Genomic DNA, 20,909 nt, shown 5'->3' with positions numbered 1-20,909 from the left:
ATGCAAATATACATATTTTTTGCAACTCTACAACATTGCTGTAAAAAAATAAACTATTTAATAATCAAGCAAATAAATAAGGTTTGCCCTTTATATTTTATAAGATTCTCACTATTTTTGAAAATAACTTACAAAAAAAGTTAATTTGTTGTAACAAAGATAATTTATCTGCGTCATACAAAGCATCAACTATTAATTAAATAAAAAATAAATGAAAAAAAGTATTTTATCTCTTGCTTCAGCATTGTTGATTGCATTTTCTGCAAACGCACAAAAGGTTGAGTTTGAAGAGTACAAGTTAGACAACGGACTACATGTAATACTGCATCAAGACAAATCTGCCCCAGTAATTATTACTTCTGTAATGTATGGTGTTGGTGGTAAAGATGGTGACAGAAAAAGAACAGGTTTTGCACATTTCTTTGAACACTTATTATTTGAAGGAACTAAAAACATAAAAAAAGGAGAATGGTTTAAAATTGTTTCTTCTAACGGAGGAAGAAATAATGCAAACACATCTCAAGATAGAACTTACTATTATGAAATTTTTCCTTCTAATAAATTAGAATTAGGTTTATGGATGGAATCTGAACGTTTATTGCATCCAATTATCAAACAAGAAGGTGTAGACATTCAGAATGAAGTTGTAAAAGAAGAAAAAAGACAACGTACAAGACCTTATTCTAATCTTTTACCAGAAATATCTAAAAACATCTTTAAAGTGCATCCTTATAAAGATCCAAATGTTGGATATATGGATCATTTAGATGCTGCTACGTTAGAAGAGTTTTTAGCTTTTAACAAAAAATACTATGTACCAAACAATGCAACTTTAGTAGTTGCTGGTGATATGGATATTGCTGCTACCAAAAAAATGATTGAAGATTATTTTGGGCCAATTCCAAGAGGTGAAGAAGTAGTAAGAACTTTCCCAAAAGAAGAACCTATTACAAAAGAGTTTAAAGCTAAAGCTTATGACGAGAATATTCAAATTCCTGCAATTGTAGCAGCTTATAGAACTCCTTCTTTTAAAACAAGAGATTCTAAGGTTTTAGATATGATTTCTACGTATTTAAGCGGTGGTAAAAGTTCTGTTTTATACAAGAAAATTGTAGATAAAAAGAAAATGGCTTTAGCAGTACAAGCTGCAAATGTTTCTCAACAAGATTATGGTGTGTACGCACTTTTTGGTATTCCTTTAGGAAAAACTCCTTTAATGGATTTAATCAAAGAAATTGATGAAGAAATTTTAAAAATTCAAACAGATTTAATTTCTGAAAAAGATTACCAAAAAATTCAAAATCAATTTGAAAACAATTACGTAAACTCAAATTCTAGTGTGGTAGGTATTGCAAATTCTTTGGCTAGATACCACGTAATGTACGGTGATACTAATTTAATAAATTCTGAAATAGATATTTATAGATCTATTACTCGTGAAGAAATTAGAGAAGTTGCAAAAAAATATTTAAACAAGAATCAAAGATTAATCTTAGAGTACTTACCTAAGAAAAAATAATTAAGAAAGATGAAGACAAAAATTTTATCAATTATAGCAGTTATAACCATGTCTTTTGCCACAAATGCGCAAATAGACAGAAGTAAAATGCCTACACCAGGACCAGATCCTGTTGTAAAATTAGGAAGTGCAGAAAAATTCTCTTTAAACAACGGATTAACAGTAATTATGGTAGAAAACCATAAATTACCTAGAGTTTCTGCTACTTTAAGAATAGACAATAAACCTTATTTAGAAGGAAATATTTCTGGTGTTTCTGGTATGATGGGAAGCTTATTAGGTAGAGGAACTACTAATATTTCTAAGGATGATTTTAATGAAAAAGTAGATTTTTTAGGTGCAAGTGTAAGTTATTACAGTACTGGCGCTTCTGCTAGATCATTAAAAAAATATTTTCCAGAGGTTTTGGGTTTAATGGCAGACGGTGTTAAAAACTCTACATTTTCTCAAGAAGAATTCGACAAAGAAAAAGAAGTTACTTTAGAGAATTTAAAATCTACAGAAAAAAATGTACCAGCAATTGCAGGTAGAGTTCAAAATATTTTAGTGTATGGTAAAAATCATCCTTACGGAGAATTTACAAGTAAAGAAACTATAAATGCGATTACGTTAGAAGATGTAAAAAACAATTACAATACATATTACAAACCTAACAATGCTTATTTAATTATTGTTGGTGATATCAATCCAAAAGAAACGAAAAAGTTAGTAAAAGATTTATTTGAAGGTTGGCAAAAAGGAGAAATCCCAACATCAACTTATCCTGCTCCAAAAAATTTACCAACATCAGCAATTAGTTTTGTGAACATGCCAAACGCAAAACAATCTGAAATTTCTGTAATTAATACTACAGATTTAACTTTAGGAGACAAAGATTATTACGCTGCTTTATTAGCCAATAAGATTCTTGGTGGCGGTGGTTCTGCAAGACTTTTTAACAACTTAAGAGAAGACAAAGCCTATACTTATGGTTCTTACTCTGGTATTAGCCAAAGTAGAGAAGACAACACAGCAACTTTTAGAGCAACTGCAAGTGTTAGAAACATGGTAACCGATAGCGCTATTGTAGAAATCAAAAAAGAAATTAACAAAATTCGTTACCAAAAAGTTACAGAAAAAGAACTACAAGATGCTAAAGAAGAATACATTGGTGGTTTTGTAATGGATGTTCAAAAACCTGCTACTGCAGCAAGTTATGCTTTAAACATTGCTTTATATGATTTACCAGAAGACTTTTATGCTAACTATATTAAAAACATCAACTCTGTAACTGTAGGTGATGTTCAAAATGCTGCTATCAAATATTTTAGAGGAGATAAAGCTAGAATTATGGTAACTGGTAGAGGGATTGACGTTCTTAAAAACTTAGAAAAAACTGATTATGTTATTAGTTATTTTGATAAAGAAGGAAATCCTACAGAAAAACCAGAAATGACAATGCCAATTCCTGAAGGAATGACTGCAGAAACTGTAGTTAATAAGTATTTAGATGCTATTGGTGGTAAAGACAAAGTTATGGCTGTAAAAACTACCATGATTGTTTCTAATGCAACTATACAAGGTACGCCTTTGGTTATGACAATGAAAGCTGCTGCACCTAATAAATCTTCTCAAGAAATTGCGGTTATGGGTAATGTAATGCAAAAAACTGTTTTTAACGGTGCCACAGGATATTCTTCTGCAAGAGGTCAGAAAAAAGATATGACTGCAGAACAAATTACAAAAGCTAAAAGCGGTAACGCACTTTTTAGTGATTTAGCTTACAGCGCTGGTAAACTTTTAAGAATAGAGCCTTTAGATGGTAAAAATGCTTATGTTTTAGGATTTAATGACAAAGAAGTGTTTTATGATGCAACTACCGGATTAAAAGTTAAAGAAATTACCACTACTAAGACTCCAGATGGAAAAGAAGTAAAAACACCAACTGTTTATTCTGATTACAAAGAAGTTAACGGAGTTAAGTTTCCGCATGCAATCGGAATTAAATCTGGACCAATGAACTTAGATTTTGTTGTAAAAGAAATTAAAATAAATGAAGGTGTTTCTGATGCAGATTTTAACTAATCAACTTTAGAATCATACATTTTACAAAGAGCCAAGATTAATTTCTTGGCTCTTTTTATTTTTTCTTATTTACTAGATAAACTCCAAAAAGTATAATTACCCCAGCAAATATTTGAAGAGGACTTAACTTTTCTCCGTCTAAAACTCCCCAAAAAATGGCTACTAACGGGATTAAATATGTTACAGATGATGAAAAAACTGGATCTGAAATATGAACCAATTTATTGTATATTGTTTTTGCGATTCCTGTTCCTACAATTGATAAGATAGCTAAATACCCTAAAGACTGCATCAAAATCTTATTATTAACATCAAAATTTTTAAAAAAATCTGTAAAACTTAAAACAATAAAAGCAGGTACAATCAATAATAAAAAATTACCAGTAACAATAGACAAAGCATTTAAATCATTTAAATACTTTTTTACCATATTAGCATTAAAAGCATAACCTATCGAAGCTATAATAATAAGAAACGCATACCAATAATTTTGATCAGGATTTAAAGCTGCTCCTTTTAAAATCAAAATTAATGTACCAATTAAACCAATTAAAATACCATATAGTTGTGTTCTTTTAAATCCGAAACCAAATACAATTGCACCAAAAATAAGTGTATTAAATGGCGTTAAAGAATTTAAAATTGAAACAATAGAACTGTCTATTGTTGTAATTGCAAAAGCAAATAAAAAACCAGGTACAAAAGTGCCAGCAATAGATGTAAAAACGATGTATTTATAATGCTTTTTCTTGATTTTTTTAAGTGACGGAAAAGCGACTAACAATAAAAATATCGAAGTAAAAATCATTCTTAACGCACCCAACTGTATTGGTGTAACACCCAATAAGGCTTTTTTCATCAGAATAAAAGAACTACCCCAAACCAAAGAAAGTAAGGTTAAATACAACCATTTTTGTTGCTGATTATTCATGCTTCGTATATTTCTGAGTACAAAAGTGTAACAAATATTAAAATATAAACACGATTATTGATAAATTTGTAACATAATTTAATAATTAAATATTATGAACACTAAAAGAATATTATTTTCTATAGCTATTACTTGTTTCGTTTTTATAGGATGTGCTAAAGATGTAAAAAAAGAGAATGTATCTCTAGCTATTTCTGGTATGACTTGCGAAATTGGTTGTGCAAAAACAATTCAATCTAAATTATCTAAAAAAGAAGGTGTAATAGATGCCAAAGTTGTTTTTAATGATAGTATTGCTAATATCGCTTACGATGCAAACACAACATCTAAAAGCGAATTGATTGCTTATGTTAACGGAATTGCTGGCGGAGATTTATATACAGCTTCAGAAACTTCAACAGAAGTAACTAAAACTAAAAAATCACATACTTGTTCTGATGATTGTAAAGAAAAGTGTGAATTAAAAGCAGAAAAAAAAGGCTGTTGTTCTGGTAAAACAATCGACGGAAAAATGGTTTGTGCAGAAGATTGTAAAATGGCTTGTTGCGACAAAAAAGAAACTGTTTAAAACAACAGTAATTCTATAAATTAAAAAAAGCAGGCTTAAAGCCTGCTTTTTAATTTTTATAAAAGTTTTAGATTATAAACCTGCACTTTTCCAAGTCCAAGTAGAAACATCTACTTTAGTTCCTGTTTTATAGTCTGCTGTAGTTGTTGCTGCAGCACCATCTATAATAACATTTGCTAAAGGACCATTGTCTTTCATATCGATGTTCTTAGCATAACCTTCTAACCAAATGTTAGTAATAGTTGCACCAGAAGTCTTTTTAAATTGTAAAGCAGTACCATCTACAGTAGAAATAGCAGTTAAGTTTACAAACTTAGGGTTTCCATTAGCTTTATCACCTTCAAAAGCAGTAGAAAAACCAGATTTAGTATGAGAAATGTAAGTATTAGTTACAGTACCATTCCATCCTTCTGTCCAGTCTACAGAATCATCTTCGTTATTTTCTAAGTATAAGTTTGAAGCAGAAACTGTTCCACCGAAAAACTCTACACCATCATCTGCACCATCAACTACAGAAATGTTTTCTACAGTTGTACCAGAACCTACAGCGTAAAAAGAAACTCCGTTGTATTGAGATTCAGAATTAATCTGAGCACCAGTTCCTTTAATTACTAAGTACTTAATAGATCCAGAGTCATCCGCATCTTCTGTTCCACCGTAAATAAAACCACCAACTTCTGCTTCTGCATTAACACCCGCAGACGTTGTTGCTTTACCACAAATTGTTAATCCACCCCAATCTCCTGGCTCACCAGAAGCAGATGCAATAACTACTGGGTTAGTTGCAGTACCTTGAATATCTATTTTACCACCTTGTAAAACTGCAATGTAAACACCAGTTCCACCGTTTCTTGCAGTAATTTTTGTTCCTGCAGGAATTGTTAAAGTTGCACCAGATTGTACAATGTAAGAAGAGTTTAATGTATAGTTAACAGAAGCGTCTAAAGTTACATCTGTAGTTACAGCACCTTGTAAAGCACTAGTTTCAAAAGATAAATCTGTTGGTACCCAATCGAATGCAGAAGCTGCAACAGTTGGTACAACAGTAGTGTTTAATGTATAGAAGTACTCACCTGAAGCAGTCATTTCTTCTTCTGTAGCTAAAGCAACTGGCGTGTATCCATCAGAAAAAACTACGTTAGAAGTAGCACCACCATCTGCCATATCTAAATCTACATCATAACCACTTAAAGATAATCCAGTGATTGTTCCTCCAGAATTCTTTTTAAATTGTAAAGCTTTACCACCAACAGTAGAAATAGCTGTAATATCGTTAAATTTAGGATTTCCGTTATCTTTATCTCCTTCGAATGCAGTAGAAAAACCAGATTTAGTATGAGAAATATAAGCAGTATTTACTGTTCCATTCCATCCTTCTGTCCAATCGATAGAATCATCTTCGTTGTTTTCTAAGTATAAGTTAGAAACAGAAACTGTACCACCAAAAAACTCAACACCATCATCAGAACCATCTATAACAGCAACATTACTTACAGTTGTACCAGAACCTACAGCGTAAAAAGAAACACCATTATATTGAGAGTTTAAGCTAATTTGAGCACCTGTACCTTTAATAACTAAATAGTTAATAGAACCAGAACTGTCTTGATCGTTAGTACCACCATAAATAAAACCACCAACTTCTGCTTCTGCATCTACACCTGCAGTTGTTGTAGCTTCACCACAAAGAGTTAAACCACCCCAATCACCAGGATTTCCTGAAGCTGAAGACATAATTACTGGAGATGATGCTGTACCTTGAATATCTATTTGACCACCTTGTAAAACTGCGATAAAAACGCTTGTTCCGTTGTTTAATGCTTGAATTTTAGTTCCTGCTGGTATTGTTAATTTAGCACCAGAGTCAATAGTAAAAGCTGCATTAAGATTGTATGCCACACCAGGATCTAATGTGTAATCTTCATCTAAATTACCATTCATTATCCCAACCTTTAAGTTTTCTATAACTTCAGATTCGTTACCTGGTAAAATAATATCTGGCTCATCACTACCACAATTGGTTAATGTTAAAGTAGCAAGCGAAAAAGCTACGATATTAAGAATTTTAAAAACTGATTTTTTCATTGTATTTTGTTTGATTTTAATTTTCCACAAAGAAATCAACTAATCCTTTTCTTTTCTTTATGTAAATATTAATCCTATGTTAGCATTTATTACAAAAACTACCCTTTTGTTAAATAATCGTTAACCTAGTCTTAGAAAGTATATTTTACGCTTAATGTAAGCTGACTTCCTTTCTTATAAGATAAAACAGTTTGGTTTGTTTCTATCTCTGTAATTAAGTCTCTAACTTTTTGAGTTTGTTTAATTTCTGGGTTTAATAAGTTTCTACCTACAAACTTTACTACTAAATTATCTGTAAGTTTTTTACTTACAACTAAATCTAAAGCAACAAACCCTTTTTCTAAAATCTCGTCATTATAAAGAGATGCACTATTTGCAAAATCTTCTGGAGATCCTAAGGCAAATATTTTATCCGAAGAATAGTTACCAGTTAAAGTTGCAATAAATTCTTTTTCTTTTTTATCACTGTAACTTAAAGAACTATTTATAATAAAGTCTGAAGCACCTTGTAAACTAGATTCTGTAATATCCTTATATTGAAAGTCTTTTAACAAATCTTGTTTTAACCACATTTTAGTAATGTTACCAGTAATGTTTAAAATACCTTCATCGTCATCATTTTTTATTAAATCTGTTTTAGCTTCAAGTTCTACACCATAAACTTCTGCTTCATCACCTGTATTAGAATACACAAAGTTACCAGAAGAACCTCTTGCTTGCGCTAAGTTAATTGGGTTTATAATTTGCTTATAAAATGCCGTTGCAGAAAACAATTGCCCTCTTTGTGGAAACATTTCGTATTTTAAATCTAAGTTATAAATGTCAGATTTTTCTAACTCAGGGTTTCCTTTAATTACACGACCTGTAGGAGAAACATACTCGAAAGGTGCTAATTCTTTAAATTCTGGTAAAGTTTGTGTAATACTTGATGCGAAACGTAAGTATTGATTTTCTTGAATTTCGTATTTTAAATTTACACTTGGGTATAAACTTTCGTATACTCTATTAATTGTACCTAGTCTACCCACATAATTTGTTACATCCCAAGTAACATCTAATTCATTTCTTTCGTAACGTAAACCTAAATTACCAGAAAGCTTTTCGTTTAATTGAAAATCGAAGTTTACATAACCTGCCATAATATCTAAATCTGCATTGTATCTATCTACCTCACCTACTCTTAATCTTAAACCATTGTTAAAATTAGTTGGTGTAAAAGTTTCTGATAAATCATCTATAGAAGGTGCCGTAAAATCTTTTGCTCTAACACCAACAAATAAAGATCTAAAAGTTCTTTCTTTGTGTCTAAAGTTTACACCATAATTTAAAGAATATGGCTTATCGTCATCTTCGTTTTTAGCACCTAAAGCCCATTTATTTTCTATAAAAGCAGTATATTCTTTATCTTGAATTTTCTGAGTAGATTTTCTTTGCTGATAATCACCAACGTGAGAATACTGAATTAATGGCGAATTTGTAATATCTAAAATATTAACTTCGTTTCTAATTCTGTTTGGCTCTTCTGCTAATACAAAATTGTAACCTCCAGCCCAATTTATTGTATTATTCTCGTTCCATTTATGTTCTCCCATTAATTGGTTTACAAACATTGTTGTTTGTAAAAAGTTTTGATCTCTTACAAAAGCGCCTTCTTCTTGCGGATCTTGATCAAAAACATATCCTAAACCATTTCTACCTTGCTCGTACAAGTTTGTTCTACCTGTATTTACAAAAAGTGTATTGTATTTAAGTTTATTATTATCGTTTAATTTTATTTTAAAGTTTACATAACCTGTTGTATTGGCTACAGAACTATACTGCTCTGCATCAGAAAAACTATTATCTAAAACATTAGATCTGTAAGAATTAAAAACACCTTGTTGGTGTGTAAAAGATTTTGAGTGAGAACCCGTTAAGAAAACAGATACATCTTTACCTAAAACCGTAAATTTATTTGCTGCAGTAAAAGAACCACTAAAATTAACCGGTGTAGACATTGCTTCTGTACCCCAACCTTGGTTTGTAATTAAATCTTGTAATGCAAATGTTTTTTTATGAAAACCTAAAGTAACATCATTATTAATAATTGGTGTTCTAAAATCGCCGTTTAAACTTGTTACGTTTGTGTTAGTACCACCAGAAACAGATATAGAAAAACCTTTTTTAGTATACTCTTTAGAACCTATATCTACATTACCAGAACCTTGGTCTGCATAACTAGAAGTAGCATATGTTTTACTTACACCTATATTTTTAATAACACTTGTAGAAAATAAGTTTAAGTTGATGTTTTTGTTTGATACATTATCCGAAGGAATAGCTAAACCATTCATAGTTGTAGATAAGTATCTATCACCTAAACCTCTAATAAATATATTTCCAGTTCCTTCACTTTTTGTAACACCAGAAATTTTAGTTGTTGCATTTGCTGCGTTAGATACACCAACCTTAGCTAATGTTTGCGCGCCAATACTTTCTTTAATTACAGTTGCTTTCTTTTGTTCTAATAATAATGCATTTGCAGATTCTTTACTTGTAGATGTTTTAATAACAACCTCATCTAAACCTACACCTTCTTCTGCAGACATAACTTGGTTTAAAACTACAGTTTCTCCTGCCTTAATTGTAAATGTTTTTTCAACAGTTTTGTAACCTAAAAAACTAAAAGAAACAACATGTGTTCCTACAGGTACTTTAATAGAGTAATTTCCATCAAAATCAGTTGTTGCTCCAACATTTGTACCTTTAATTAGAACATTCGCAAAAGGCAAAGGCTCGTTATTTGTTTCTTTATCGGTTAATAAACCCTTTAAAGTTCCTTTGTCTTGCGCGATTAACACTTGACTTAATGCTATAAAAGCAATAAATAAAATTTTCTTCATTTTGTATGTTATTTACTTTGGCAAAAGTCCGTTAGGTTTGTAAAGTCTATGTTAGTTGTAAATTATCGTTGCGTTATTAGCGCGTTAAGGCAATGTTAACCAAGCGTGTTTATATGTTAATTTAACATTTCTTAATAATTTTATGGTTTAATAATAAAATTGTTATTTTTGACGCGTTCTTAAATGAATTTCATAACATTAAGATAACGTAGTCAACAGATTGAGTATTTAACTTTGCTGCTTAAAATTTTTGAAGAAAAATGGGTGATCCATATATTTTGATGCTTGTCGCTTTAGCTGTTTTAGCTATTGTAGATTTAGTTGTTGGTGTAAGTAATGATGCAGTAAATTTTTTAAATTCTGCCATAGGTTCTAAAGCCATTTCTGTAAAGAAAATAATGATTATTGCTAGTGTTGGTGTCTTCTTTGGCGCTGTAACTTCTAGCGGAATGATGGAGGTTGCAAGAAAAGGTATTTTTAATCCTGGTATGTTTGTTTTTCAAGATGTTATGTACATCTTTATGGCAGTAATGATTACTGATATTCTATTGCTAGATATCTTTAACTCTTTAGGAATGCCAACTTCTACAACCGTTTCTATTGTTTTTGAACTTCTAGGATCTGCTGTAGTTATTGCGCTTATTAAAATTGCAAATAACGATGCCGAAAACATTAGCGCTATCTGGAATTATATTAATTACAATACCGCTACAGATATTGTTTTAGGTATTTTACTCTCTGTAGTTGTTGCTTTTTCTGTTGGTGCAATTGTGCAATACTTCTCGAGACTTATTTATTCTTTTAACTTTGAAACAAGACCTAATTATATAAATGCTTTATTTGGCGGTTTTGCAATTACAGCAATAACATATTTTATAATAATTAAAGGTTTAAAAGGTACAGATTTCTATGGCAGTATCGCTGGGTTATTAGAAGGAAATACAATACAAATTATAGCTGCTAGTTTTTTAATTTGGACATTAATTTCTGGATTGTTAATTCGTTTTTTAAAGATTAACATTCTTGTTTTAATTATAGGTGTTGGTACTTTTTCTTTAGCAATGGCTTTTGCTGGTAACGATTTAGTAAACTTTATTGGTGTGCCAATTGCAGCATTAAACTCTTATGAAGCTTGGAGTGTTTCTGGTGTAGATCCTCAGTTATTTTCTATGGGAAGTTTGGCTAAAAAAGTACCTTCTAATATTTGGTTACTGCTACTAGCTGGTGCAATTATGGTTGTAACTTTATGGACCTCTTCTAAAGCTAAATCTGTAATAGAAACTGGTATTAATTTATCTAGACAAGGTGAAGGTCATGAAAAATTTCAACCTAATAATGTATCTAGAGTTGTTGTTAGAGCTGCAATGTTTTTAAATGTTGGTATTAATTATATCATTCCAAAGAAAACACAAACATTTATCAATTCTAAATTCGAAAAACCAGTTTTACAACTTACAAAAGATAAAACTTACGAAATGCCTGCTTTCGATTTAGTTAGAGCTTCGGTAAACTTAATTATGGCAAGTGTTTTAATTTCTATAGCTACTTCTATGAAGTTGCCACTTTCTACAACTTATGTAACATTTATGGTTGCAATGGGTACTTCTTTAGCAGATAGAGCTTGGGGTAGAGAAAGTGCAGTTTATAGAGTTGCTGGTGTTTTAAATGTAATTGGCGGTTGGTTTTTAACTGCAATTATTGCATTTATTGCAGCAGGTGTTATTGCTTATTTAATTAGTTTACATATTGCATCTATCCCTTTATTATTAATTCTTTTAGCTGTTTTAATTGGTAGAAACACCATAAAACATCGTAATAAAACAAAAGAAGTAAAAAAGAAAGATTACATAGAAAGAGCTGAATTAATTACTATTAATGGTGTAATTGAAGAAAGTGCAGACCATATTTCTGGTGTTGCAGAAAGAGTAAACAAATTGTATACAAACGTTGTTAACGATTTAGCAAACCACGATTTAAATAAACTTCGTAAAACAGATAAACACGTAGAAAAGCTTAATAATGAGATTGACAGCTTAAAAGATGGTGTATTCTATTTTATAAAATCTCTAGATGAAACATCTGTACAAGCTAGTAGATTCTACATTATGGTTTTAGGTTATTTACAAGACGTTGCGCAATCTATAAGTTATATTTCTAGAGCAAGTTACAAGCACGTAAACAACAATCATAAAAACTTAAAGAAAGGGCAATTAAAAGATCTTAAAGAAATTGATATTGAATTGGCTTCTCTTTTAATGAAAGTAAATGCTACTTTTAAAAATAGAAGTTTCGATGATTTAAGTCAGATTATTTTTGAAAAAAGACAACTCTTAAACCATGTTTCTGATTCTGTAGAAAAGCAAGTTGCTAGAATTAGAACTGATGAAACAAGCCCAAAGAATACAACTCTTTATTTTAGTTTATTACTAGAAACAAAAGATTTAATTTCTGCATTAATGAACCTTTTAAATACATACGAAGAGTTTTTTTTAACTACGAAATCTAAAAAATAAGATTACTATTTATAAATTAAAAAAGCCATGAATTAATTCATGGCTTTTTTTTGTTTATAGTTTTAATTTTAGTTTTTTAAAACCAAAACCCTAAATTAAATAACCATTGCCCATCTGTATGATCTGGCGTCCAGCTATATTTTATTTCTATAGGTCCCAAAAAAGAATCGTAACTATAACCCAAAGCATAACCAGATTTTACATTTTCGAATAAATCTAAATCTTTAAATACATTGTCTTCTAATCGTGCATAATTTGCTATAAATGAAAAATAATGAGAATCGCCTACTCGATATCTAAAATCAAATTGAGATTTTATAAAAGAATTGTTAGACAAATCTGCCAATTCGTAACCATATAAAGACACAAAAGTATTTATGTAATTTTGATTGTAACCACCTAGATAAAAATCGAAAACATTAGAGCTTGGTTGCCCAAAAGTAAAACCAGCTTCATTAGTATTTAGAAATGTAAATCTATCAAAAAAGGTTTTAGCAAAACCTAAAGTTCCTTTTGCTTGTGAAAACATTGTAAAATTATCATTATAATCTGTTGATGCGACATACCATTTAAAATTTAAGTCAGCAAAATAACCTTTGGTAGCAAAATATTTTTTATCGTAAGTGTCTAATTTTATATATCCGAAGGCATTAAAATAATTACTTCTATCGATTATTGTTTCTGGCACATCATTAGTAGATAATGTTTCTGTTGATGCTTTTAACCATTTATGTTCTACACCTACACCTAAAGCAAATTTTCTATTAAATGTAGTCTGAAAAAAGGCTTGATTGGTAATATCTGTATAACTTAAGTTGATACTACTTACGTTGGGCAAATCTGATACTTGATTATATTTCGAATTACTCCTAAAGTGATTGTAACGAGATCTAAACCCGTAACTTATATAAAAACCATTATCAACAAAATAATTTAAATTGTATCTTAAATTATCACCTAAAATCATGTCTAAAGAAAACAAATCGTTTTTTTTAAGTAAATGTTTTTGGTTGTAACTAGCCAAAACACTCGACTTATACAACAAGTCGTAATGTACACCTAACTTTAAGTTTGCATTTTCGTTAGCTTCTTTTAACTTAAAGTCTAACAAATAACTTCCGTCTACTTTTTTAATTAAATTATATTCTATTCGGTTATAATTTCTTGTTGCAGAAAGCAAATAAATCTTCTTTGTAATGTCGTTTCTAGATAAACTATCTCCATTTTTTATATTTAGTTTCCCCAAAACAAATGCTCTAGTATAATAAGAAGCTCCATCAATTCCAATATCAGAAATCAATAACTTTTCTGTGCTAAATTCTAAGTTTTTTCTTTTCTTTTTTGTTTGTTGTTTGGCCGCAATTTCATCAAAAACCTTTGCATATTTAGAAGCTTCAATAACACCTTTTTTTAAAATTTCTTCTTTTTTATCAAAATCTACAACTGTATAATTATAAATTTCTGGATGAATATAAACATCTAACTTTTTTACCTCTTCATCAGATTTACTATACATTTTATAGCTCATAATCTGGTTTAATAAAGCAACAACAGAGTTTATTTTATCTTTCTGAAACAGTTTACCTTCTACATCTACACCAATCACAATATCCATTCCTTTTTGCTTTAAAATACTCACAGGAAAATTATTTGCAATACCACCATCAATTAACAGCTTATCATCAATTTCTACAGGATTTAAAAGTGATGGAAAAGAACCACTTGCTCTTAAAGCTAATGGTAAAGAGCCTTTTTCTAAAATTACTGGCGATCCGTTTTCTACATCTGTTGCAATACAAAAAAACGGAATTGAAAGTTTAGAGAAATCTTGATTGCCATCTACAGAATCGAAAAGTTCTAACAATAAGTTTAATACATTTTGTCCTTTAGAAATTGCTCTTGGTAAACCTATTTTACCTTTGTTAACAGGCAGTGTAACTACAGATTTTTCACCATACTCTTTCTCGAAAAAGGTTTCTGAACTTCTAGGTAATCGATCTCTTAACAGCGTTAAGAAATCTGTTTTTAGAATAATTTCTTCTATTTGATTTGCAGAATAACCAGCGGCATACAAACCACCAACAATTGCGCCCATACTTGTACCGCCAACATAATCTATTTGTATGCCAGCCTTATCAATTGCTTTTAAAACGCCAATATGAGCAAAACCTTTGGCACCTCCTCCGCTTAAAACCAATCCTACTTTTGGCTGTTTACTTTGCGTATAAATACTTAAGGTGATAAGAGAAACAAAAAAAAGTAGTTTTATTTTCATGATTATTGTTTGTGATAATAATTGTAGACTTTTAAAGCTCTAGAATTACCAATTGTAGCTTTTAAATCTTCTAGAGATGCTTCTTTTACACGTTTTGCCGATTTAAATTTACGCAATAATGTAGTAATTGTTTGTTTACCAATATCCGGAATTTGTTCTAACTCAGATTTTATAGCACTTTTACTTCGTTTATTTCTGTGAAATGTTATTCCGAATCTGTGCGCCTCATTTCTTAAATACTGCGTAATCTTTAAGGTTTCAGATTTTTTATCTAAATATAATGGTATTGGATCATCTGGATAATAAATTTCTTCTAATCTTTTAGCGATACCTATTATGGCAATTTTACCACGCAAACCTAAAACCTCTAAACTTTTTAATGCTGATGAAAGCTGTCCTTTACCACCATCTACAATAATTAATTGTGGTAACGGTTTGTCTTCTTCTAACAAACGTTTGTACCTTCTAAAAACAACTTCTTCCATAGAACCAAAATCGTCTGGACCAACAACAGTTTTTATGTTGTAATGTCTGTATTCTTTTTTACTTGGTTTACCATCTCTAAAAACAACACACGCAGCAACTGGGTTTGTACCTTGTATATTCGAATTATCGAAACATTCTATATGACGAGGCTCTACAGAAAGGCGTAAATCTTTTTTCATTTGCGCCATTATTCTTTTTGTATGTCTTTCTGGATCTACAATCTGAACCTGTTTAAATTGCTCTTGTCTATAATATTTTGCATTTCTTTGAGACAGCTCTACAATACGTTTTTTATCGCCTAATTTAGGAATTGTAACTTTTAAATTTTCACCTAAATCTACTTTAAAAGGCACATAAATTTCTGGCGATTGCGATTCGAAACGTTGTCTAATTTCTACAATAAATAATTCTAATAATTCTTTATCTGTTTCGTCTAACTTCTTTTTAATTTCTGTGGTATGCGACTGTATGATCGATCCGTTAGAAATTTTTAAAAAATTAGCATAACCATGGGTTTCATCAGAAATAATAGAAAATACATCTACATTATTTATCGACGGATTTATAATAGTACTTTTAGATTGATAATTGCTAAGTAAGTCTAATTTTTCTTTAATTTTTTGCGCCTCTTCAAACTCCATGTTTTCAGCAAAATTTAACATCATTCTATTAAATTTCTCTAGGCTTTCTTTAAAATTACCTTTTATTATGTTTCGAATTTCTTTTATAGACTCGTTATAATTTGTTTCGGTTTGCAAAGCTTCACAAGGGCCTTTACAGTTTTTTAAATGATATTCTAAACAAACTTTATATTTGCCTTCATTTATATTCTGATGACTTAAATCGTAATTACATGTTCTTAAAGGATATAATTCTTTTATTAAATCTAATAAAACTCTTACTGTTCTTATAGAAGTGTATGGTCCGTAATATTCAGACCCGTCTTTTATAACTCTACGTGTCATAAAAACTCTAGGAAAACGCTCTTTTTTTATACACAACCAAGGGTAACTTTTATCATCCTTTAATAAGACATTATAGCGAGGTTTGTATTTTTTTATAAGATTGTTTTCTAATAATAAAGCATCTGTTTCTGTATTTACAACAATGTGTTTTATACGAACAATCTTTTTTACTAGAACTCTTGTTTTACCGCTATCGTGGTTTTTATTAAAGTAAGAAGCAACTCTTTTTTTTAGGTTTTTAGCTTTACCAACATAAATAATTACATCATTTTTATCAAAATATTGATAAACACCAGGTTCTTTTGGTAAGGTTTTTATTTGAAGCTCTAAAGAAGGTATAGACATAGCACGAAAATACCAATTTTTAGTACATATTTAAGAATGTATTACTAGATTATTTTTTAACATTTAACAAGTATAAACACCTAATTTTAAGTAATTAGTTAATAGTTAACACACAAGTTTACATTATTTTACATATTTTTATTCCCTAACCAAACTTAATATTAACACTTAAATTAACTACAAATGTCAACGAAACCAAACGACATACCAAAACCAAACCCAAGAAACACTATTAGTTTAAAAATTGCAAAAGACTGGGCTAAAAGATGGCGTAAACTAGAAAGTAGCTACAACAATTATAATGATTGTAGAGCATTTAACATTCCTTTAAAAGATTTACAAGAAGTTATAGATGAAGGCGCAGCAAGCGTTAGAGCATACATTGGCGTAGAAAAAACAATGGTTGAAGGAGAAAAAGTATACATCGAAAAATTAATGATGGTTGGTGTAGACAAAAATGGAAAAGATATGATTTCTTCTAAAGACGGACTTACTTTAGATGATGAAGGTGGAGATATTTATGACTTCTCTGAACCTTGCCCAAATGTTTGTGATGAAGAAAGTCCTTTAAATGGAGGTTGATAAATTTATTACAGAGCTAGGTATTTATATTTTATTACTTAATACTGTATTATTTATAACTAGTTATAACAAGAATTACAAAGCACTAAAATACTTTATTATGTATTTGGTGCTTTGTTGCGTTATTCAAAAAATATCAAGTGATATTAGCGCAAAAGGTGATAATAATTTATACTTAAGCCATTATTTTTTTACTGGGCAATTTATTTTTCTAAGTCTTTTTTTTTCAAAAATACTTGAGTTTAAAAAAGTAGCTAAATTTATTTTAGGTTTTACTATTGCTCTTACGGTTATTATTATAACATATTTTTATTTACACGAAGAAGCTTATCGAAAATGGAGTGAATTCGAAATTGTTTTAACCTCAACGCCTCTTTTAGTATATAGTTTTCTGTATTTTTTAAAAAAGATAGAAGTAAGTACAAGTAAAAGGTTTATCTATTTTAATTCTGGCTTCTTTGTTTACACACTTTGTAGTACACTTATTTTTTTGTTGGGTAACCTTGTTACTAAACACATTAAATCATATGTTTGGGATATTAATCAACTGCTGTATTTATTTTTTCAAATAGCAGTTTTAATAGAATGGATTAAAAACTTTAGAAAACAATTTTTATTTCGTTTCAATAAGAATAAAATCTAATCGCAGCATTTTACAATCTTAACAATTTATATGGATTCAATTTTTATAGTACGAAAAAGCCTTATTTACTTAGGTTACGTTGTTTTATTTATAAATGTTATTCTGTATAGTGTAACATATAAGCAAAAATCTATTGCCTATAAATATTTGTATTTCTTTTTACTGTTAAGTTTAATCATTCAAATTATTAGTTCTTATTTAGCTTTTAAAAAAATTAATAATTTATTTTTCTTTCATGTATTTACCATTGGTCAATATATTTTAATGAGTTTGTTTTTTAGTACAGTTTTAACCAATCAAGTAATAAAAACCATCTTAAAATATAGCTGTGTAATTTTACCAATAACACTTATTGTAGTTTTTTGCTTTAAACCTGATTTGCTATTTCGGTTTAATAGTATAGAAATTCTTGTATTTTCAATTCCTTTAATCATTTCTAGTTTTGTTTTTTTTATCGAAAAAATTGATTCTAAAAACAAAAAGTACATCTACTTTAATTCAGGTTTTTTCTTATATCTAATTTGTAGTACATTATTGTTTTCTGCAGGTAATATTCAAACGACAACCACACGTTTATTGTGGTTATTAAACTCTTTTATTTACTTATGTTATCAAGTTTTGATTGTAGTAGAATGGAATAAAATTTTTAGAAAAAACAAAAAACTAGAGCAACAAGTATAAATACCTGTTTTTTCTCTTAGGTTTTTTATATCGCTAATTTTCAACTATTTTTAAATAAAAATTTTTCCTTAATTTCGTTTTTACTTTTCAAAAACCCCTTATGGAAGAATTCTTTGCTAAAGAAGATCAAGTGATTGTTATTGTACTAATAGGTGTTTTATTACTCCTCTTAATGGGAGCTGCCCTACTTTTATTTTTCTTTTTCTCAAGAAAAAAAATAGTAGCAAAAGAGTTAGAGAAAAAAACTTTGCAAATAAACCATCAAAAAGAAATAATACAATCTATAATAGTAACGCAAGAAGAAGAACGCAAAAGAATTGCACAAGATTTACATGACGATATTAGTTCTAAACTAAATGTTATCAATTTAAACGCAAATCTTTTAAAAGACGGAGAATTAAGCCCAGAAGAATACTTATTTGTTAACGAAGGTATTTTAGATGTAACAGATAAAACTCTAGAAAGCGCTAGAAAAATTGCACACAATCTTTTGCCTCCAATTTTGGCTCAGTTTGGTTTAAAAGACGCCATAGAAGAACTGGCAGACAGTTTTAATAATAGTAGAAAAATTAATATTGATTATAAAATTTTATATCCAAAGAAACATTTATCACCACAAAATGAATTGCATTTATTTAGAATTACCCAAGAGCTAATTAACAACTCTGTTAGACATGGTAAAGCTAGAAATTGTACCATCAAAATTAATTATAACAGTAACAAATTATATTTTGATTATGCAGATGACGGTATCGGTTTTAATTCTGAAAACATAGAAAATAAAAAAGGCCTTGGCATAAAAAATATAGAAAGTAGAGTGTCTTTACTAAATGGTCAATTTCAATTAAAAAGTAAACAAAACGAAGGTTTTAAAATTTTAATTACAATATAATACCCTAAGATTATGAGTAAAATTAACATAGTAATAGCAGATGACGAAGAACTTTTTAGAAAAGGCATGCGTTTTCTATTAGAAAGAGAACCTAATTTTAATGTTGTTTCTGAAGCCGGTAATGGTGAAGAATTACTTAATTTTATTCATACAACAGAAGAATTTCCTGATGTAATTTTAATGGATTTAAAAATGCCAGAGATGAATGGTATAGAAGCTACCAAAGCCATACATAAATCGCATCCAAACATTAAAATTATAGCTTTAACAAGTTACGATGGTAAATCTTTTATAACAAACATGATCGATGTTGGCGCATCTTCTTACTTGCTAAAAAACACCAATCCAAAAACTGTAATACATACCATAAACGAAGTTTTTAGTAAAGGATTTTTCTATGATGAAAAAGTACTTAAAATAATACACGAAAACATAATTTCTTCGAGTGGTAAACGTATTAAAAGCGATTTAGATAAAAACTTACTATCTAAACGAGAATTAGAAGTTTTAGAACTTATTTGCGAGCAATTTACAACTGCAGAAATTGCAGAAAAACTTTTTATTAGTCCAAGAACCGTAGAAGGTCATAGAAACAACTTATTATTAAAAACCCAATCTAAAAATGTGGCTGGTTTGGTAATTTATGGAATACAAAAGAAATTGATAGAAATTTCACCCGATTTTCACCTATAAACTTCGTAGAAGTTTTCTTTAGGGTATATATACTTGTTTTTTAAGTATATATACCCTTTTTGCTTTTTAAGAAGTTACGCTCTTAAACACATCAAAGGTTCACCATACATTTGGATTGTATAAAGTATATAAACTAAACTTATTAACTTAAAAATTTAATTATTATGGAACCATTTATTGGACAAATTATGGCATTTGTAGGAAACTTTGCAATTAGAGGATGGGCAAAATGTGACGGTCAACTAATGTCTATTTCAGAAAACACAGCTCTTTTTTCTATTATAGGAACAACTTATGGTGGAGATGGAAGAACCACTTTTGCTTTACCAGACTTAAGAGGTAGAGTGCCTATGCATTATGGAACTGGTAACGGGTTAACCACTAGACCATTAGGCGCAAGAGGAGGGCAAGAAACACACACTTTAACCAGCTTAGAAATGCCTTCTCATAGTCACACTGTTTTAAATAACTCAGCTCAAGATCAGCATGTAATGTTGAGTAAAGATGCTGCTGTAAATCAAATACCTGCTGAAGGGGATGTACCTGCAGCTGCCCAATTTGGTTCAGGACTAAGCGCAACAAAAGTAAATGCCTTTGGACCAGCAACAAATTTAGTGAATGGACAAACTATTAGTGGAAGTGCAGGACTTACCATAGCAAATAATGGTGGAAGTCAAGCTCACAACAATATGCAACCATTTGAAACTGTTAACTATTTAATTGCTTTAGTAGGTGTTTTTCCTTCTAGAAGTTAAATATAAAAGAATAGAATTTTCTAAAATAGT

Annotated in this window: 13 protein-coding genes; 8 read left to right on the top strand and 5 right to left on the bottom strand. The window is 29.7% G+C overall.

All coding sequences use genetic code 11. The features are described 5' to 3' along the window. Positions 1-211 precede the first annotated feature (211 nt). Positions 212-1,519 (top strand): pitrilysin family protein, encoded by a 1,308-nt coding sequence (locus B5464_RS08125; RefSeq protein WP_077810865.1) that lies wholly within the window; start codon positions 212-214, stop codon positions 1,517-1,519. 9 nt (positions 1,520-1,528) lie between these two features. Then, complete coding sequence (locus tag B5464_RS08120; protein ID WP_079737956.1) at positions 1,529-3,583, top strand: insulinase family protein; 2,055 nt, start codon at positions 1,529-1,531, stop codon at positions 3,581-3,583. A gap of 55 nt (positions 3,584-3,638) precedes the next feature. Here B5464_RS08120 and B5464_RS08115 read toward each other — a convergent pair whose 3' ends face one another. Continuing rightward, a complete protein-coding gene (locus tag B5464_RS08115) occupies positions 3,639-4,514 on the bottom strand; it encodes a DMT family transporter (protein ID WP_079737955.1) in 876 nt (291 codons plus the stop codon). A 94-nt stretch (positions 4,515-4,608) separates the two neighbouring features. On the opposite strand from B5464_RS08115, the gene B5464_RS08110 reads away from it, so the two are divergent. Continuing rightward, complete coding sequence (locus B5464_RS08110) at positions 4,609-5,082, top strand: cation transporter (protein WP_079737954.1); 474 nt, start codon at positions 4,609-4,611, stop codon at positions 5,080-5,082. Positions 5,083-5,154: 72 nt separating this feature from the next. Here the strand turns inward: B5464_RS08110 and B5464_RS08105 are convergent, their stop codons facing one another. Together B5464_RS08105 and B5464_RS08100 are read right to left on the bottom strand one after the other, a co-directional pair. Continuing rightward, a complete protein-coding gene (locus B5464_RS08105; RefSeq protein WP_079737953.1) occupies positions 5,155-7,167 on the bottom strand; it encodes a hypothetical protein in 2,013 nt (670 codons plus the stop codon). Positions 7,168-7,298: 131 nt separating this feature from the next. Continuing rightward, entirely contained in the window at positions 7,299-10,049 is a 2,751-nt protein-coding gene (locus B5464_RS08100) for a TonB-dependent receptor (RefSeq protein ID WP_079737952.1), read from the bottom strand. Between the two features lie 260 nt (positions 10,050-10,309). Here B5464_RS08100 and B5464_RS08095 point away from each other — a divergent pair, with 260 nt between their 5' ends. Beyond that, positions 10,310-12,562 carry an inorganic phosphate transporter gene (locus tag B5464_RS08095; RefSeq protein ID WP_079737951.1) on the top strand — a complete coding sequence of 751 codons (2,253 nt, stop codon included), beginning with the start codon at positions 10,310-10,312 and terminating at the stop codon, positions 12,560-12,562. Positions 12,563-12,638: 76 nt separating this feature from the next. Here the strand turns inward: B5464_RS08095 and B5464_RS08090 are convergent, their stop codons facing one another. Both B5464_RS08090 and uvrC read right to left on the bottom strand, forming a co-directional pair. Further along, positions 12,639-14,837 (bottom strand): patatin-like phospholipase family protein, encoded by a 2,199-nt coding sequence (locus B5464_RS08090; RefSeq protein WP_079737950.1) that lies wholly within the window; start codon positions 14,835-14,837, stop codon positions 12,639-12,641. Between the two features lie 2 nt (positions 14,838-14,839). After that, positions 14,840-16,633: an excinuclease ABC subunit UvrC gene (gene uvrC, locus B5464_RS08085; protein WP_079737949.1), complete on the bottom strand. Its 1,794-nt coding sequence runs from the start codon at positions 16,631-16,633 to the stop codon at positions 14,840-14,842. Between the two features lie 183 nt (positions 16,634-16,816). Between uvrC and B5464_RS08080 the strand changes: the two genes are divergently transcribed. From B5464_RS08080 to B5464_RS08055, 4 genes are all read left to right on the top strand, one after another. Then, the gene (locus B5464_RS08080; protein WP_079737948.1) at positions 16,817-17,215 is read left to right on the top strand and encodes a hypothetical protein; all 399 of its coding nucleotides are present in this window, start codon (positions 16,817-16,819) and stop codon (positions 17,213-17,215) included. 1,424 nt (positions 17,216-18,639) lie between these two features. Further along, complete coding sequence (locus tag B5464_RS08065) at positions 18,640-19,431, top strand: sensor histidine kinase (protein ID WP_079737946.1); 792 nt, start codon at positions 18,640-18,642, stop codon at positions 19,429-19,431. 12 nt (positions 19,432-19,443) lie between these two features. After that, positions 19,444-20,124, top strand: a complete 681-nt coding sequence (locus B5464_RS08060) for a response regulator transcription factor (protein WP_079737945.1) — start codon at positions 19,444-19,446, stop codon at positions 20,122-20,124. A 164-nt stretch (positions 20,125-20,288) separates the two neighbouring features. Next, complete coding sequence (locus B5464_RS08055) at positions 20,289-20,879, top strand: phage tail protein (RefSeq protein WP_197684948.1); 591 nt, start codon at positions 20,289-20,291, stop codon at positions 20,877-20,879. Positions 20,880-20,909: the final 30 nt, after the last annotated feature.

Origin of the sequence: Polaribacter sp. KT 15 (assembly GCF_900143115.1) — a bacterium.
GTDB classification, from domain to species: Bacteria; Bacteroidota; Bacteroidia; order Flavobacteriales; family Flavobacteriaceae; genus Polaribacter; species Polaribacter marinaquae.
The sequence above is the reverse complement of the archived record's forward strand: the minus strand, read 5'-3'. Positions and strand labels throughout refer to the sequence as shown.

Excerpts from the sequence above, each read along its gene's own strand:
- B5464_RS08125 (WP_077810865.1), top strand. The coding sequence starts at position 212 with ATGAAAAAAAGTATTTTATCTCTTGCTTCAGCATTGTTGATTGCATTT.
- B5464_RS08120 (WP_079737956.1), top strand. The coding sequence starts at position 1,529 with ATGAAGACAAAAATTTTATCAATTATAGCAGTTATAACCATGTCTTTT.
- B5464_RS08115 (WP_079737955.1), bottom strand. The coding sequence starts at position 4,514 with ATGAATAATCAGCAACAAAAATGGTTGTATTTAACCTTACTTTCTTTG.
- B5464_RS08110 (WP_079737954.1), top strand. The coding sequence starts at position 4,609 with ATGAACACTAAAAGAATATTATTTTCTATAGCTATTACTTGTTTCGTT.
- B5464_RS08105 (WP_079737953.1), bottom strand. The coding sequence starts at position 7,167 with ATGAAAAAATCAGTTTTTAAAATTCTTAATATCGTAGCTTTTTCGCTT.
- B5464_RS08100 (WP_079737952.1), bottom strand. The coding sequence starts at position 10,049 with ATGAAGAAAATTTTATTTATTGCTTTTATAGCATTAAGTCAAGTGTTA.
- B5464_RS08095 (WP_079737951.1), top strand. The coding sequence starts at position 10,310 with ATGGGTGATCCATATATTTTGATGCTTGTCGCTTTAGCTGTTTTAGCT.
- B5464_RS08090 (WP_079737950.1), bottom strand. The coding sequence starts at position 14,837 with ATGAAAATAAAACTACTTTTTTTTGTTTCTCTTATCACCTTAAGTATT.
- uvrC (WP_079737949.1), bottom strand. The coding sequence starts at position 16,633 with ATGTCTATACCTTCTTTAGAGCTTCAAATAAAAACCTTACCAAAAGAA.
- B5464_RS08080 (WP_079737948.1), top strand. The coding sequence starts at position 16,817 with ATGTCAACGAAACCAAACGACATACCAAAACCAAACCCAAGAAACACT.
- B5464_RS08065 (WP_079737946.1), top strand. The coding sequence starts at position 18,640 with ATGGAAGAATTCTTTGCTAAAGAAGATCAAGTGATTGTTATTGTACTA.
- B5464_RS08060 (WP_079737945.1), top strand. The coding sequence starts at position 19,444 with ATGAGTAAAATTAACATAGTAATAGCAGATGACGAAGAACTTTTTAGA.
- B5464_RS08055 (WP_197684948.1), top strand. The coding sequence starts at position 20,289 with ATGGAACCATTTATTGGACAAATTATGGCATTTGTAGGAAACTTTGCA.